The following is a 15,907-nucleotide window of genomic DNA, read 5'->3' on the forward strand; positions in this document are numbered from 1 at the left end:
GACTCGCTCGCCGCTTTTCGTAAAAACAAACCGTCTGGACGGTTTACATGGCGCGCATTACGCGCTAGCCTTCTCCCGCGCCTCTAGCCATGCAAGCCGCATCCCAGGCGCGCATGGCCCCAAGCCCCCACAACGGAGAACCCCATGACCAGTTTCCCCAATCGGCGGCAGCTGCTGGCAGCTGCTGTCTGCATTGCCATGAGCGGCTGCGCCAGCGTGAAGCCGGTGCCTTATTCCGGCATTGCTTCGTCTTCTTATCTCAGCCCCAGCAAGCACAGCAGCCGCGTGCCGTATCGCTACGACACGGCGGTGAGCTGGCGTTCGTATCAAAAGATGATCATCGATCCGGTGACGGTGTATCAGGGGCCGGACAATCAGTTCGGCAACATGCGCGAAGAAGACAAGACGGCGCTGGCAAGCTATATGCAGAACGCGTTCGCAGGGAAACTCGGCAAGCGCTTCGAGCTGGTGAACGAACCGGGTCCTGGCACGCTGCGGCTCAAGCTCACGCTGACGGGTGCCAAGACCACCACGGCCGTGCTTGGCACGTTTACCAAGTTCGATATCGGTGGCGGCATGTACAACAGCGTGCAGGCCATTCGCGGCAGGGAAGGCCTGATGAACGGTTCGGTGATCTACTCGGTGGAGATCTACGATGCGTTGTCGCATCAGCTGCTCAGCGCGTACATCACCAAGCAGTATCCGAATGCGATGAACGTCGGCGCGAGCTTCGGAGCGTTGAAGGCTGCGCGCGTGGGCATCGATAAAGGCGCGAATGCACTGGCCGAGCAGTTAAGGATGCCCTGATCTATTCCACGTACCCGTCACCAGTGTGGCCCCAACATGTTGAATTCAAAAGACGGGGTGACGTCCAGAAGGCCCGCAGGCTGCGCTGCGCAGCTTGGCAAGACGGCCAGTCTTCCCTGCGCTGCGCAACCCACCCTGCGAGCCTTCTGGACGTCATGCCGGGTACGTGGAATAGATCAGGGCATCCTAAGCAGCGAAGGCACGCCGATGGACGGCGTCACCACGTCACGTTGAGCCTGGCTTGCACGTTGCGATCGTTTTCGCGCCGTGCATGCGCATAGGTGCCGTCGAGACTGAGGCTGACGTTGCGGGTGAAGCGCAAACGCACGCCGCCGGATGCGCTTGCCAGCATCCGGCCGGTGCGTACGCTTTGCGTGGAGAAGGCCGTGTCCGATGCGGCCGGCAAGGTGGCGTCGACCACGCTGCCATCCTGGCGCAGGCGACGCCCCACGCTGGCGGTGAAATCCGGCGTTACGCCCAGGCCGCTGCTCGTCACGAAGTTGCGGCTGGCGTGAATACCCAGCGTGGCCGTGGAAACCACGGTGCGCTTGCCTGGCAACGCAAGATCGGTAGGTGCATCGGCGATTTCACGCACGCTGGTGCGGCGGGCAAGTCCACCGTCGTAGGCAACGAACGGACGCATGTCCACGCCCGCCACGTTGGCGCGATAGCCGAATTCGGCGGAAAGGCCCACGCTGTGTTCGCGATAGTTAGCGCCGGAGGCGTACGCGATGCCGCCGACTTCCGGCAAGCGATACACCGCCACTTTCGGATTGCCGATGCCGGCAATCGCGTTGCCATACCACGCATCCGTCTTGCCCAGCAGGCCGCGCGCGTACAACCCCGCTTGCGGTCCGGAGACAGTGGCGTAAGCGCCGTTGGCCAGCGTGGCCGTGGAGCGTGCATTGCCGGCGAACGCACCCAGTTGCAGTTGATCGTCGACGGGTACATCCACGCCCGCGAACACGCCATTGTGGTGCGCGGACAGGCCTAGCGCATTGCCATCGCCGGCAACACGCGCATCGCCATCGAGGTATTCCACCCATGGATCGCGATCGCTGGCGAGCGGATGGCGATCCACCAGCGTTCGCAGATCGGCAATCTGGTGCGCGGCCAACCAGTCGGCGTCGGCATAAATTTCACTGCCCATCGCATTCAATGCCGTACGCGCGTTCGGCAAGGTCTGTTGGGACAGTGCGGCCAATACCGGTTGCAGGCTACTGTTGTTTTGCGTGGAAGCCGCCTGCAGTGCGTGTTCCAGCGAGCATTGATTGGAGGTGAGTTGCGTGCAAGAGAACAACGGCATCGCACCGGGTGTCACGGTCACCGCGGTAGAGGGGGCAGAAGGCGCGGTTGACGTGCCCCCGCCGCTGCTTGGTGGATTGCTGCTGGAAGCGCCGCTGCTGGACGTCGTGGTGCTGGCGCTTGGATTGACCAGATCGAGATACACGTCGTTGCTGGTGTAGCGCAGCGATGGATCAAGATTCAGTCCGTTCACCAGCACGCTGGAGAACGTACCGTTCACGCCGCCGTTGGTGCTAAGGATCAGATATTCCTGCTTGGCGCCATACGTGCCGTTTGCCACCGTTACACTGACGTTGCCGCCAAGCAAAGTCGCTGCGCCGTTCACTTGCAGCAAGCTATGTCCGCCGTTGGCGTCGACGTTCACGGCAAACAGCGAACCGGCATTCAACGTAAGGTTGTGCGCGATGCTGAATGTCGCTTCGGCTAACGCAGCATCGCCAGGATGCAGCGCGCCGGCCACCGTGACGCTGTTCGCCTCACCGGTGCCGCTCAATTCACCGGCGCTTGCCACGGTGACATCGCTGGCCAGCGTGCTATCGAGCTGCAGGTGGCCGGCGCTCACAAACGTGGCGCCGGTATAACGATGGTCAGCCGTAAGAATGGTGGTTCCCGTGCCGGCTTGCACCACGCCACCGTTGCCGCTGATCGTGCCGTTGTAAGTGAACGTATCGCTGCGGTCGAAAGCGAGCGTCGCGTTGTCCACGATATTGCCGATCACGCTGCCGCTGCTGCCACCGATGCCCAACTGCAACACGCCCGCGTTGATCGTGGTGCCGCCGGTATAAGTGTTGGTTCCGCTCAACACCAACGTACCGCTGCCGACCTTGATCAAGCTGCCGCCTTGGCCGCCGGCAAGACCGCCATCGACCATGCTGCCGGCAAACGCAGTGGAGTTGGCCGTGCCCACCGTCAATGGATAGCCGCCAAGCGCCACAATGCTGCCCGTTGCACCCACCAGATCCCGCAGCGTTTCCGCACCCGCTTGCGATATATCCAGCGTCGCGCCCGAACCCGTCAGCAATACGGCGCTGCTCGACGCAATGCTGCCGACGACACCGGTGCTGTTGGTGCCCAGATAGAGCGTGCTGCCGGCGCCGATGGTTGTGGTGCCGGTATAGGTGGTGTTGCCAAGCAGGGTAAGGGGCAGGGTGCCGATCTGTTGCAGCGAACCGCTGCCGCTGAGGTTGGACAGCGATACCGCGCTGATGCCGTCGCCGGCGCCGGGCACGTTATCGACGATCAAGGTGCCGTTGTTGATGATGCGATCGGTGCTGGCGCCGTTGGCGCTGTCGGCCGTGAGCAAGCTGCCGTTGCCGCCGGAACTTTCGTAATAGCCCACCTTGCCGGGCGTGCCGCTGGCATCGCCGGTGGTGCCGTCGCCCAACTGCAGTGTCGTGCCGGCATCGATTTGTGTCAGGCCGTTGTAGAACTCCGCCTGCGTGAAGATCACATGGTTGGCGTTGGAACTGTTGCCGCGAATCACTACGTCGCCCACACCGGGCGTGGACAGCGAACCCAGATACTTGCCGCCGCCGATGGCGGTATTGAGCGTCACGGTGCCGTTGTAGTCGAAACCGAGAATGCCGCCGTTGTGCAGATTGATGTACGTGTTGTACGCGTTGCCGTTGATGAACATCTGGCTGGTGGTGCCATCGCCAAACTGCACCACGCCGCCTTCGATATTGACGCCGCGCTCCGATGCATTGCCGCCCAGGCTGGTGTAGTTGAGCTTGGTGTTGGTCAGGCTCGGATGGTTCTCGTCACCGGAATCGCTGTAGCTGTACACGCCGCGAAACATGGTCAGGCCGGTATACGCATCGAGATTGATGTCGTTCTCGTAGCGGTCTTCCCAGATGTTCTGCGTAACGTCGACCTGGCCGGGCAGGCCGAGTACCGGCACCGGCGTGGAAGGCAGGTACGAGGTGGTGATGAAGATGAATTTCGTATTCGGCGTACTGCCGTAGATGTGATCGGTGCCGACGTTTGCGCCATCCCACAGAAATAGCGAAGGTCCCGTATAGGTGTTCACGCCGGTCAGGCGAATGCCGCCGTTGAAGCCTTTGCTCAGCACGGTGATGCCGCCACTGCCGCTCACGGTGCCGCCGAGACCAATGATCGGTCCCTCATTGGCGAAGGTACCTTCGTTGAACAACAACGTGCCGTTGTCGAGGATGTTGTTGTTCAGTGTGACGGTGTTGTGCGTGGCATCGCCCAACTGCAGTGTGGTGTTGCTGCCGATGGTCAGCGAAGTGGGATCGGGGTTCTGCGTTACCCACACGCCACCGTGGAAAACGTTCGGGCTGGTCAGGCCGTCATAGGTATAAGGCAGGTAATTGACGTAGGTATAGCGCGTGCTTTGCGTCTGGTCGGCGGTGGGCAGGGTATACGTCGGCGTCTGCGTGAGCACCAGCGTGGACGCGCCGTTGGGCGAATTGATCGTCAGCGTGCCGGTACCGGAAATCACACCGCTGTAGTTGGTGACGCCAGTGGGCAGATTGATGACGTAGTTGCCGCCTTGCAGCGCCACGTTGTCCGCGCCGCCGTCGCCGAGAATCAGGCTGGAGATGTCACCGCCGGTGGTGGGCGCATCGACCGTCGTTTGCGCATGGGCGTCGATGGCTGTGGCAGCCAGCGCAATGCCGAGCATGGCGGTCAGTCGTTTCTTCGCAAGCTCTCCTGGCCTGGTTGGCGGCCAAGCCTGACGGCGGTGGTGCATGAATTGTCCCCTGTGTGTGCGTATGCACGCGCGGCGCACGCATGCTCCTTCGCTGCGCGCGTCGCGGTATGAATCAACGTCTTCGGAATCGGGCGACTGTAGGGAGCCGGTGTGCAGACGCCCATGTCCATGGAGGACAGATGCTGTCTTTGGGGGACACGTCTGCGGCGCGATGACTTGCGTCAAGTCGGCAGTGCGATGGCTGTCACCGTATACAGCCGCAGGTTGGGTTGGCGCAGCGACCCGACGACGCCGCTCGATCGTGTTGGGTTACCCCCGCATCACGTCCTGTCTCTTGATTACAAATCCGACGTAGCTTGAAAGTTGGGCCTTGCGATGATCGCTCCCTCCCCTGCGGTAGTAGGGGAGAATGCCCGGGATGGCCATCTCCGCGTAGGTTGGGGTGCGAACCCCAACATAGCGTGATGATCGGCATGGCGATGTTGGGGTTCGCACCCCAACCTACGGTTTTGGATTCCAGCCGTTTGCCGCAATGGTCGAGAGGCCCCTTCGCTTCGGAGCACTAACCCCAATCCTCCTCTGCATGCAGGGGAGGGAACTGATTTACGGCGTTGTGGCTATCGAGCCATGAGCAGCAGGCCCGAAAAAGATGTGATCAAGAGACAGGGATCAAGTTCGGGGTAACCGAACCTGCAGGTGGTATTTGGTCAGGCGTGCGTCTGGCGCGCCTTGAGTCCGAAGTGGCGCACCACGCGCTGCACCAGCGGTAGCGATTCGTTGGCGGATTCCACGCGAGGCGCCTCGACGCTGTCGTCCAGGCGCAAGGCGCCGCTTGCCTGCATGGCCCAGCAGAAGGCATTGGCAACTGCCACCGAGACACCGCAATGTTCGGCAAGATCCGCCACGCGCCAGCTTTTGCGATACAGCGCAGACGACAGGCGCACGGCGTCGCGATTATCCGGAAAGGCGATGAAATCCGGCCATACGCTGAGCCGATACGTGGCATCGCTGATCATCGCCAGGCTGTCGCGATGACGCAGGCAGGCGGCAACGAGGAAGCTGTCCAGCGTTTCGCACACCAGCCCTTCGTATTGGTGTTCGCAAGGCGCGGTTACCGGCACGCTTGCCCATGCATCGTCAAGCAGGTGTTGCTTGGCGCTATCGAGTTCTTCCCTGGAGCTGGCGTAAAGGCGCCGGCCGTTATCGCGCAGGATGACGGAAATCCTGCCGTTGCTGGCGAGGACTTCATGCCCGTTTCCGCCTTGCAACAGGCAGATGCCAAGCAGGCCGTTGACGGCGGCACGCGTGCTGCGCGGCGTGGCCAGGATCATGCTTTCCAGCGTCTTGGCGATCGCGGATGCGGTGGCGTGCTTGTCGATGCGCGTGCCGGCGGGTTCGTCGGCGTGCGTTTCCTTGCTCAGGAAAAGCACGCGCGTATCGCCGTGAATGGCCATTTCGTAGGCGACTTGCCCCTGTTCGCTATCCAGGTCGGTCACCAGAATGTCACATGGCTTTCCATCCCACTTGTGCAGTTGCACCGGCGTGGACGACGACATCAGGAGTTTGCAGGCAAGCCAGAAGCGCAGTTCGACTTCATAGGGGAGACCGGCGAGACCGATATGGACTTTCATGATGATTCCTCCCGATGCGGCGTGTGCAGGTTTTCCCCTTAAAAACCGGCGTGCCTGAACATTCGGGTTGCGATGAATGGATGCCCGGCATGGCGTGGGCGATTGCAGAATGCCGAAGCATCATCGCGGTTGCGGAGTGTGGCTGCTATCGCAACTTGGGTCGATTAACTGTCAGATGGGGTCAATGTTTTTTGGCGGGTTTAAGCGACGTCCCGGAATGACAGAGATGCGGTCATGTGGGGCGTGCAGTCATGTATGAAGGTGATATGTGATTCGTAAGCTGGAATGGAATCCCGACTTCGTGAAGTTTGGCGGTGCTGGGATTTCATCCCAGCCTACGGCGTATGACTCACCTATCGTCGTCCCGGCGAAAGCCGGGACGACGATACTTATGTTCAGGGAGTGCCGAACCACTTCAGATCAATCGCCTGTGCCATCACCTTGTAACCCGCAGTGCTGGGATGCAGATGATCGCCGCTGTCATACGCCGGCAGCATGTTTTTCGGTGCGGCTGGATCGCGAATGGCCTGGTCGAAATCCGCCACGCCATCGAACGCGCCGGAGTGGCGGATCCAGTCGTTCACTTCCTCGCGCGTCTTTTCGCCCGCAACGCTGTGGTAAGGCCAGCCATTGCCTCCGTATGGCGTCAAGGTAGCGCCGTAGATCTTCACGTGCTTGGCATGCGCACGGGCGATCAAGGTTTTCATGCCGTCGATAAGCTGCTGCGCAGAAACCTTGTCCTTGGCATCCCACGCGTAGCCCGAGCCGCCGATGTCGTTGATGCCTTCCAGCAGCACGATCCAGCGCACGCCCGGCTTGTCCAGGGCATCGCGATCGAAGCGTGACAGGGCGCTGGGGCCGTAGTTGTCATGCAGGATGTGGTTGCCGCCGATACCCGCGTTTGACACGCCTATCGATGAAAGCTTCGCATCGCCCTGCAGGCGCTCTGCCAGGTAGTCAGGCCAGCGCGTGTTGGCGTTCTCCGTCGAACCGACACCGTCGGTGATCGAATCGCCGAAGGTGACGACGGTGGATTTGGCGGCGGGGCCGGAGACTTCCACGTCGGTAAGAAAGAAGCGCATGCCGCTTACTTCACCCTGCGGGTAGTGCGCTGCGGCGGTGGCATCGCCGCTCTCGGTGATGTACGCCGTGGCGAGCCCGGCATTGTGGGCGGTCGAGGCGTGATATTGCGCATCGGCAGGCGCGTAAAGGCTCACCGCCAATTCCTGCAGCGGCTTTACCTCCATCTTCACCGGATCGCTCAGCACGCTTTCGCCTTTCGCGATGGTCACCGTGGGCTTGCCGTTGAACAGCAAGGCATGATCACTGCCAGGCACGGTATCCGCACCGCTGGCATGCAGCGCGATGTGGGCGGGGCCTAGCGTGATGGGCGCGTTGCCGAACAGGTTGGAAAGCCGGATGCGCACCTCCGTGCCACCCACGCTGGTGCGCACGATCTGCCGCACGGTTTGCGCGTTCACGACGGGGCCGGCGGTATCCGGCGCGGCGGCCCAGGTATCTACCCAAGTGCGATGGTCCGTACCCGTAGCCATGGTGCACGCGGCAAATCCACATACCGAACCGGTCAAAACCCATTTCAAAAGCCCATGACGCATGCTGTTCCTCCCATTGGTTTTTGCAGCGGGTACGTATAGCAAAAGGTGGCTTATCTTAATTGTCGGGTGGTATTACAAAAGTGTCTGTTGCGGTGCGGGAGGTTTTTTCTATTGAGGGTTTTCGGGGCTGAGGCGGAGATTGACCGCGCGGTCGGGTGGGATTGCCTGCGGCGCTTTCGGTCGCCGTAGGCGCCCGAGTCACTTTTCTTTGCTGGCCCAAAGAAAAGTAACCCAAAGAAATGGCCTGAAGAGCACGTGGCAGTGAGAAAGTAACAAGCCTGGAGGTTCTCGCGTTGCTTTGATTGTTGGCGGGCCAAGCCTATACGCCCCCGCTATACCGCAACGCGCCGGGGCGCTGAGGACTTAAAGCTTGCTACCGATGAGCTCGACCAAGCACTGCTTTAAGTCCTCAGCGCCCCGGCGCGTTGCGGTATAGCGGGAAGGTAGAACCTGAGGCGACCAGCGGTCTCTAAAAGCCGTAAACGTTCAAGCTTTTTCCCTACCCATGCCGCGAGCCTTTGAGGCCTTTCTTTGGGTTACTTTTTTTTGGGCCAGCAAAGAAAAGTGACTCGGGCCCTTTAGGGTCCGAAAGCGCCGCAGGCAATGTCTCATTCCTGCGCGCCCCGGCCCAGCTCGCCTCACCAAACACCGACGCCTTCAATGAAACCCGCACTTCGCCGCATACACCGCCGCTTGCGTACGGTCTGTAAGTTCGAAGGCCTCGTGCAAGGATTGTCAGTTGGGGACAATTTGCAAAAACACGTGACAATCGCGATTTGTGTGATTTATGCGTGCCATCAATAAAAGCTGCCGCATGCGTCGCTAACATGTATGCATCACGGTTGCGATGTTGCAACAGCCGATGTTTGCGCACGTAAATCAGGGGGCTGACAGTGCGAAAAAAGTGATGGCGCTTGGCTGCATGTTTAGCCCATCCAACCTGCTGTCTCGATCTTTTAGCCGCGTAGGCTGGGATGACATCCCAGCATCGAATACTTCAAACGCAAAGAAAGCTGGGATTGCATCCCAGCCTACGGGCTGCGCGCGTGTTTTTTGTCGAACGTTTTTGTTGTACCCACTACCGGAGCATTGCATGAGAGCAAGTCCCTTATCGCCGAAAGTATTGTCCCTCACGGTAGGCACCGTGCTGGGAACGGTTGCGTTCGCCTGTGCGGCGCAAACCACCGGCAGCCTGCAAACAGCATGGGGCACCACGGTCAACGAACCGTCGTTGCCGGCGTCCAACGCAGTGTGCGCGACGGTCAAGGCCACGCAGACGCCAGTGAACGGTTTGCTGCCGGCCGCACTCGATAGCGATCCGAGCAAGTCGGCGCCGGATACGGCCAGCATCCAATCTGCCATCAGCAAATGTCCCGCGGGCGAAGCCGTGCATCTAGTGCAGGGCGATGCGGGTCAATCCGGTTTCCTGATCGGGCCGATCACGCTCAAGTCCGGCGTGACGTTGTGGATCGACAAGGGCGTGACCGTGTTCGGTTCGCGCAATCCGGCCGATTACGACAACGGCCTGGGCTTGTGCGGCATCGCCAACACCAACACCAAGGCGTCGTGCAATGCGCTGATCAGTGCGAGCAAGGTGGTGGGCGCCGGTATCGTGGGCGAAGGCGTGATCGATGGCCGCGGCGGCGCGGTGCTCACCGCCGGCCAGAATGCCGGCGTGAAAACCTGGTGGGACGTTGCCTACCAGACCAAGACGGCCAACGTGACGCAGCATAATCCGCGCCTGTTGGACGTGCAGGGTGGCAGCAACTTCACGTTGTATGGCGTTACGCTGCAGAACTCGGCGAATTTCCATGTCGTGCTCGACAACCTTGACAGCGTGACGGCATGGGGCATCAAGATCCTGTCGCCGAGCGCCGCCTATACGCAAGGCGCGTACGCCTGCCCGAAGAAGACCACGCCGGATCAGGTGTCGGGTACTTACGCGACGTGCTTTACGCCAGAAACGGTCAAGAACACCGATGGTTTCGATCCGGGCGAATCCACCCACGTTGTGCTCGCGTATTCGTACATCAGCACCGGCGACGATCACGTGGCGATCAAGGCCGGCTCGGGCAATGGCACGCAGCACCTGCTGCTCGCGCACGATCACCTGTATTACGGGCACGGTTTGTCGATCGGCAGCGAAACCAACACCGGCGTGAGCGACGTGACTGTGCAGGATCTGGTGGTGGATGGCCATGACAGCCCGAACGGCGTGGGCATCCGCATCAAGTCCGACGCTTCCAGGGGTGGCGTGGTGAGCGGCGTGACCTACCAGGGCGTATGCATGCAGAACGTGCGCCAGCCGCTGGTGTTCGACAGCTACTACAGCTCGTCCAAGGGCAAGAAGTATCCGTGGTTCAAGAACATCACCATCAACGGCCTGCATGACCTGGGCAGCGTCGCCTATGGCGGCGGCCAGGCGGTGTTCGCGGCGTATGCGAAGCAACCGCTGCAGATCGCGTTGAACAATGTGCAGTTCGATGGCGCGCAGCCGACCATGTATATGAAAGGCCACAACGGCAGCCCGAGCGTGTTGCCGGCCAATACGGTCTTCACCTTCGGTCCCGGCACGGTGAGTTTTGCTGAGGAGCTGACCCAGCAGCACGGCACGGGGGTGTCGTTCGCCGGTTCCATCACCGCGAGCCCGGCGCCGGTGGATTGCAGCCAGGCGTTCGTGAAGTTCAGCACGGTGCAGCCGAACGCACCGATCTAAGCCCAAGGCTTTTGTGGGCTGGGATGAAGTCCCAGCATTGGCATGGCGATGCTGGGGTTCGCACCCCAGCCTACGATTTCATTCCAGCCTGCGGGTGTTCCTGACAGAAAACGGGGCCGGCAAAGTCAAACAGCGCTCTGCCGGCCCCGCCAGTCCAACCGGAGACTCTGCGGGGAGAAGCCACATCAGTGTTCAGAGTCGGGCGCTCACCTGCGATCCCGCCATGCAGTCCGCGAAACCCCAGGACGGAATGGATGCAGGGAGGTGATTGGGTTGAGGGAAGTTTAGGGGGCGGCCTGGCCCCGGCGCAGGGCCGGGTGGGACACATTGCTGTGCTTATGGGCCGTTGTGCGGTGCACATATATATGTGTCGATCCGTCGCCCGGCAAATGCCGGGGCGACGGTGCTCGCGCAAAAGGTTCGCATCGGGCTTCGCCTGGACCGTCACCCCCACCCCTCTCCCGAAGAAGAAGGGAGTCATTACGGGCCACCGCTTGTCCCGCGGTGTCATTCACATCCGACACCTCCGGCCAGCCCCATCACCACCCCTCACCAGGCATGACAGGCCACATTTCGCCGTACGTCGGCCACGATAAATACCGTGAAATCCGTTGGCTTTTGTGTGGCTAACTCATTGATTAAAAAGCTTGTCATCACAAACGAATAGTCCGCATAGGCAAACCGCATGCGTGACATGACACCCCTCCCGATGATCCACCCCGACGCCGAGGGTGACAGGCCGAAACTGGGTCGGCCCGCCCCGGCGATTGAACATAACGAGGGTTGGATCATGAACGAGTGGTACCGGGGCGACGTCTCGGCGGAGTATGCGATTGGGCTGCTTGAGTATCTGGAGCAGCTGGGTATCGGCGCGGACCAGGCCCTGGCCGACACGGGCATCGGGTCGGCCCAATTGGAAGGCGACCTTCGTCTCACCACGCAGCAAGACGCCGCCTTGAGCGAAAACGCCGTGCGCCTGACCGGCAACGAGGGTCTCGGTTTCGAGCTCGGCCTGCGCAGCAGTGTGACCTGGCACGGCATCCTGGGACTGGGGCTGATGAGCTGCCGCACCCTGCGCGATGCACTGCGCCTGTGGACCGGCTACCTGGACGTGCGCACCACCGGTTTCTGCATCTACCTGCACGAACACGACGGGCTGGCCGAGCTGAACATCCAGGATCTGGCTCCCGGTGCCTTGATGCGCGGCTTCGGATTGGAGCGCCTGGCCACCATGACGGCCCGCCTCGCCGCGCAGCTGACGCAGCAGGAATTGCCCGAGGTGGAAATGTGGTTCAAGGACGAAGAGCCGTCCTACGCCGCCGCCTACGCCCAGCGCCTGCCAAAGGTGCGCTTCGCCACCGGCCTGTGCCAGGTGCGCATGCCCAGCGCCTACCTCGACCTGCCGTTGCCCACGGCGCATACGCTGGTGTTGAACCAGGTGAAGCAGCACTGCGAGCGCGAGCGCATCTCGCTCGGCCAGAACAACTGCCTGATCGCGCGCATCAAGGGCCTGCTGCCGCTGGAAGACGGTACCTACCTTGGCATGGAAGAAGTGGCGCAAGCCCTGTGCATGTCCAGCCGCACGCTGAAGCGCAAGCTGCGCCACCTGGGTTTCAACTTCCGCCAATTGGTGGACGAGGCGCGCAAGCAGGAAGTGTTGCGTGACGTGTTGAACACGACGATGACGATCGACGAGATCGCCAATCGCCGCGGTTATTCGGATGCTGCCAACTTGACGCGTGCATTCCGGCGTTGGACGGGCGAATCGCCGAGCCAGTATCGGGCGAAGTTGCCGTACAAGCTGGAGCGTGGGTTGGCGCAGGTGGCGTGAACAACAACGACTCTCTCTTGAGAAGAGGGTTGGGTGAGAGGACGTAGGCTGGGATGCAATCCCAGCATCAGGTGCGCGAATGCTGGGATTGCATCCCAGCCTACGTGCTTCCCTTCAAAGGGACGCAGACTCAAAGCAAATACAACAACGCCTTCACCAACTGCCTCACCTGCGCCGGATCGCGCGGGTCAATACAAAAAATCGGTACGAACAAACTCATGCGTCGCGCAAGCGCGTACATCGTTTCCATCGAAAAACTGGGAGTGATGTCGCTCTTGCTGATGCCGATCACGAACTTCAGGTTGGGATCGATGCGTGCCAATTGCTCCACCGCCGCGCGGCAATCCTGGGCCAGTGTTTGCGAGGAAGCATCGAGCAGCAACACGGCGCCGAGTGCGCCGGGGCCGACGATCGGGCCCATGAAATCAAGGTATTCCTGACCCGGCAGGCCGTACACATGCAAGGTCTCGTCGGGGTTGAGCTGGATGGTGCTGTAGTCGAGCGCAACCGTCGTACTGGTCTTGTCGCCGGCGCCGGCACCCATCCATGGCACTTCCGACGACACCGGAGGGGTATCGGAAATGGCGCGAATAGCCGTGGTTTTGCCGGAACCGAGCGGGCCGACGAACAGGAGTTTGATGGTCTTTTCAGAATCAAGCATGCGAGTAACCGAGCTTCAGCCCGAAGTGGCGTGCGACGCGTTGAAGGAGAGACGAAGACAGCGAGGTCGGCGCCGGCTGGGTCACGAATGCCACCGCGCTTCCGTCGGCACAGGCGAGCGCACCGCTGGCCAGCGTTGCCCACAGGAACGCATTGATGTAGGTGGCGGCAATACCGGTGTGCTGCACCAGCGTCTCGGCCGACCACGCGGAACGTTGCAACAGCGAGGAAAGTCGCAACGCCTCCTCGCTCTCGGTCACGCCGCCAAGATCGGGCCAGCGCGTGAGCCGATAAAGCTTGCCGCCGAGCGAGGGCAGGCTGGACTGATGCCGCATGCATGCCTTGATCAGAAAACTTTCCAGGCTGCGCGATACCAGCCATTCGTTGGCATACGGATCGTTCGCCGGGCGCGCCACGCACAACCACGCGTTCTCCAGCAGGCGCGCTTCCAGCGCCGGCAGGTCGCTGACCGAACGCGTAAGAATGCGGCCCGCGGCATGCCGCAGGATCATCCCGATGTTGCCGCGCTTTACCAACAGATCCTGATTGCAGCCGGACTCGCGAATGCAGATGCCGAGCAAGCCCTGCACATCATCGGAAGTTGGCTCCGATGCAGGCTGCAATTTTTCCTGCACAGCGCGGGCGATGGCGGCGGCCGGCGCATCGCGATCGAGCCGGGAGGCATAGGGCGTTTCCGTGTCGCCGCTGCGCGGAAACACCATCAGCGGCAAGTTGCGCCGCGTGGCTACCTCGTAAGCCAGGCGGCCATGGCCGCTGTCGATATCGACGATCAGGATGTCGCTTTCGTTGCCGCGCCAATCCTGGATTTCAATGTGAATCTGCGATGCGGCCAGCAGTCCGCACGCCAGCGACAGGCGCAATTCCAGCTCTTCGGAAAGACCTGCCGTGCCGAGCTTGATGTGCATGAGCTTTGCTTCCGTGGTGGTGCCGTTCAAGGGTTCCGCTCAGGAAAAATCGAGCGTCTTCTCGAAGGCTTTCAGGTGATGGCGAGCCATCGCCAGGTTCGATTTCTGGCGATCGATGATCACGTACAGAAACACGTGCTTGTTGGTCGCCAGCGGACGAATCAGGTGATATTGGCGCTCAAGGCTGATCAGGATGTCTTCGATCGTGTCGTTGAGCTTCAGCGCGGCGGCCACTTTGCGCTTGGCGCGCACCACTTCGGCGTTGCCTGCTGCAGCCATTTCCAGATCGATGCTGGCGTTGCTGTCGCCCGCCATCAGCATGCCGCTGTCATCGTCGACCAGGGCGCTGGCGACGTAGCCGTCGATGGTGCGCAGCGTTTCGAGGCTGAAATGAGTCATGTCGTTCTTTCCATCAATGGGGTGGAGCAGGCGCGCGGCGTGTGCTTACGCCATGTTCTGCAGATGCGTGGAAATGCGTGTGGCCAGGTCCAGCGCCACGCGGCGCGACAGCGCCAGAAGAATGTTGTGTCCCACACCGATCGCCAGCGCGAGCGGATGACGCGGATCGGCGATGCGCACGATGATGCAGGTGTAGTGCTCCATCGACACCACGGTCGACTGGCAACTGCCGCCGGCAAGCTCGCGCGCCAGCGATTCGCACAGGCCCAGCAGCGATCCAGTCATGGCGGCGATGCGGTTGCCGTCCTGCACGAGGGAAGAACGCATGCTGATCAGGCGTGCATCGGCCGTGGCAACCACGGCCAGGCTGATTTCGGGGTATTGCTGGCAAAGCTCGGCCAGCTCCCGGTCGCAGATCGCGCGGAGCTCCGCCAGCCTGCGAAAGGCGGCATTGGCTACAAGAGGTTCGTGCATGTGTTTCAACCAGGCGGCATGACTGTCGAGAGTCGTGACGAACGCGGTGCGATGTCCATGCCGCTTCAATGCGCTCGTGGTGTGGCGCGCATGATCGCCTTACATACGAATGACGGCCATTGCCTTTGCGGCTCGATTAACTGTCACTTGAGGTCATCGGTGTTTGGCTGCGGAAATACCGGGAAAACTAATGTGTCGCATGTCCCACTGTGACAGAGATTGGGCTGCGTAATGCCATGGTTTGCTTGGGCCCACAGGCCTACGATTTTTAACAACCGATATCGTGCCAATGAACGCCATCCGCGACGGAAAAGCAGCGCAGCAAGGACTCCCGCATGTCGGATTTGCATCGTTGATTGCCATGGCGCCGTTGCCGGCAATCGGGTTGCACAGGCCGCAAGGCGATGCTCACGTAACACACGCAAAGCAAGGGGACATCCTCATGAACAGTACGCGCTCGCAGCGCGGCTTTACCTTGATCGAGTTGATGGTGGTGATCGTGATCATCGCCATCCTGGCTTCGATCGCGATGAGCGCCTATGGCAGTTACATCACTCGCGCGAAAGTGCAGGCGGCGAAGGCCGATCTGACGGCATTGTCGTTGAATCTTCAAAACGAGTTGCAGCGCAACCTGGTATACGGCACGCATAGCAACATTACGACCGATTCCATCAGGAACGCCTATAAAGGATGGGCTCCGTCTCAGGATGCCACATTCACGTACACGCTCGATTCTTCGCCGACGACATACACCATGACGGCCCAGGGCAAAGCGGGTCCGCTCGCAACGTGCTCCCTGACCTTGGACGATGCCGGACAGCGCGGTATATCCGGCAGCTGCGCTTCCATAACCACCTGGTGAGCC

General features: G+C 61.1%; 11 protein-coding genes. 4 read left to right on the top strand and 7 right to left on the bottom strand.

What is annotated here, in order from left to right:
* The first annotated feature begins 144 nt into the window (after positions 1–144).
* Positions 145–807: a DUF3313 domain-containing protein gene (locus VJR68_RS00285; protein WP_324145545.1), complete on the top strand. Its 663-nt coding sequence runs from the start codon at positions 145–147 to the stop codon at positions 805–807.
* 217 nt (positions 808–1,024) lie between these two features.
* Here VJR68_RS00285 and VJR68_RS00290 read toward each other — a convergent pair whose 3' ends face one another.
* The 3 genes from VJR68_RS00290 to VJR68_RS00300 all read right to left on the bottom strand — a co-directional run bounded on the left by VJR68_RS00290 (position 1,025) and on the right by VJR68_RS00300 (position 7,973).
* Positions 1,025–4,828 carry an autotransporter domain-containing protein gene (locus tag VJR68_RS00290; protein ID WP_324145546.1) on the bottom strand — a complete coding sequence of 1,268 codons (3,804 nt, stop codon included), beginning with the start codon at positions 4,826–4,828 and terminating at the stop codon, positions 1,025–1,027.
* Positions 4,829–5,496: 668 nt separating this feature from the next.
* The gene (locus VJR68_RS00295) at positions 5,497–6,420 is read right to left on the bottom strand and encodes a hypothetical protein (RefSeq protein ID WP_324145547.1); all 924 of its coding nucleotides are present in this window, start codon (positions 6,418–6,420) and stop codon (positions 5,497–5,499) included.
* Between the two features lie 395 nt (positions 6,421–6,815).
* A complete protein-coding gene (locus tag VJR68_RS00300) occupies positions 6,816–7,973 on the bottom strand; it encodes an SGNH/GDSL hydrolase family protein (protein WP_324145548.1) in 1,158 nt (385 codons plus the stop codon).
* Positions 7,974–9,129: 1,156 nt separating this feature from the next.
* Between VJR68_RS00300 and VJR68_RS00305 the strand changes: the two genes are divergently transcribed.
* Both VJR68_RS00305 and VJR68_RS00310 read left to right on the top strand, forming a co-directional pair.
* A complete protein-coding gene (locus tag VJR68_RS00305; protein ID WP_324145549.1) occupies positions 9,130–10,752 on the top strand; it encodes a glycoside hydrolase family 28 protein in 1,623 nt (540 codons plus the stop codon).
* 790 nt (positions 10,753–11,542) lie between these two features.
* Entirely contained in the window at positions 11,543–12,583 is a 1,041-nt protein-coding gene (locus VJR68_RS00310) for an AraC family transcriptional regulator (protein ID WP_324145550.1), read from the top strand.
* Between the two features lie 130 nt (positions 12,584–12,713).
* On the opposite strand, the gene VJR68_RS00315 is transcribed toward VJR68_RS00310, so the two are convergent.
* The 4 genes from VJR68_RS00315 to VJR68_RS00330 are packed head-to-tail and all read right to left on the bottom strand — an operon-like array spanning position 12,714 to position 15,042.
* Positions 12,714–13,244: a GTPase gene (locus VJR68_RS00315; protein ID WP_324145551.1), complete on the bottom strand. Its 531-nt coding sequence runs from the start codon at positions 13,242–13,244 to the stop codon at positions 12,714–12,716.
* Positions 13,237–14,169, bottom strand: coding sequence for a hypothetical protein (locus VJR68_RS00320; RefSeq protein WP_324145552.1), 933 nt, complete (start codon positions 14,167–14,169; stop codon positions 13,237–13,239). Before VJR68_RS00320 ends, VJR68_RS00315 begins: the two co-directional genes overlap by 8 nt.
* A 39-nt stretch (positions 14,170–14,208) precedes the next feature.
* Positions 14,209–14,568 (bottom strand): roadblock/LC7 domain-containing protein, encoded by a 360-nt coding sequence (locus VJR68_RS00325; protein ID WP_324145553.1) that lies wholly within the window; start codon positions 14,566–14,568, stop codon positions 14,209–14,211.
* 45 nt (positions 14,569–14,613) lie between these two features.
* Positions 14,614–15,042: a roadblock/LC7 domain-containing protein gene (locus VJR68_RS00330; protein WP_324145554.1), complete on the bottom strand. Its 429-nt coding sequence runs from the start codon at positions 15,040–15,042 to the stop codon at positions 14,614–14,616.
* Between the two features lie 442 nt (positions 15,043–15,484).
* On the opposite strand from VJR68_RS00330, the gene VJR68_RS00335 reads away from it, so the two are divergent.
* Positions 15,485–15,904, top strand: coding sequence for a type IV pilin protein (locus VJR68_RS00335; protein ID WP_324145555.1), 420 nt, complete (start codon positions 15,485–15,487; stop codon positions 15,902–15,904).
* Positions 15,905–15,907: the final 3 nt, after the last annotated feature.

It is taken from the genome of Dyella sp. (assembly GCF_035277725.1).
GTDB lineage: Bacteria > Pseudomonadota > Gammaproteobacteria > Xanthomonadales > Rhodanobacteraceae > Dyella_B.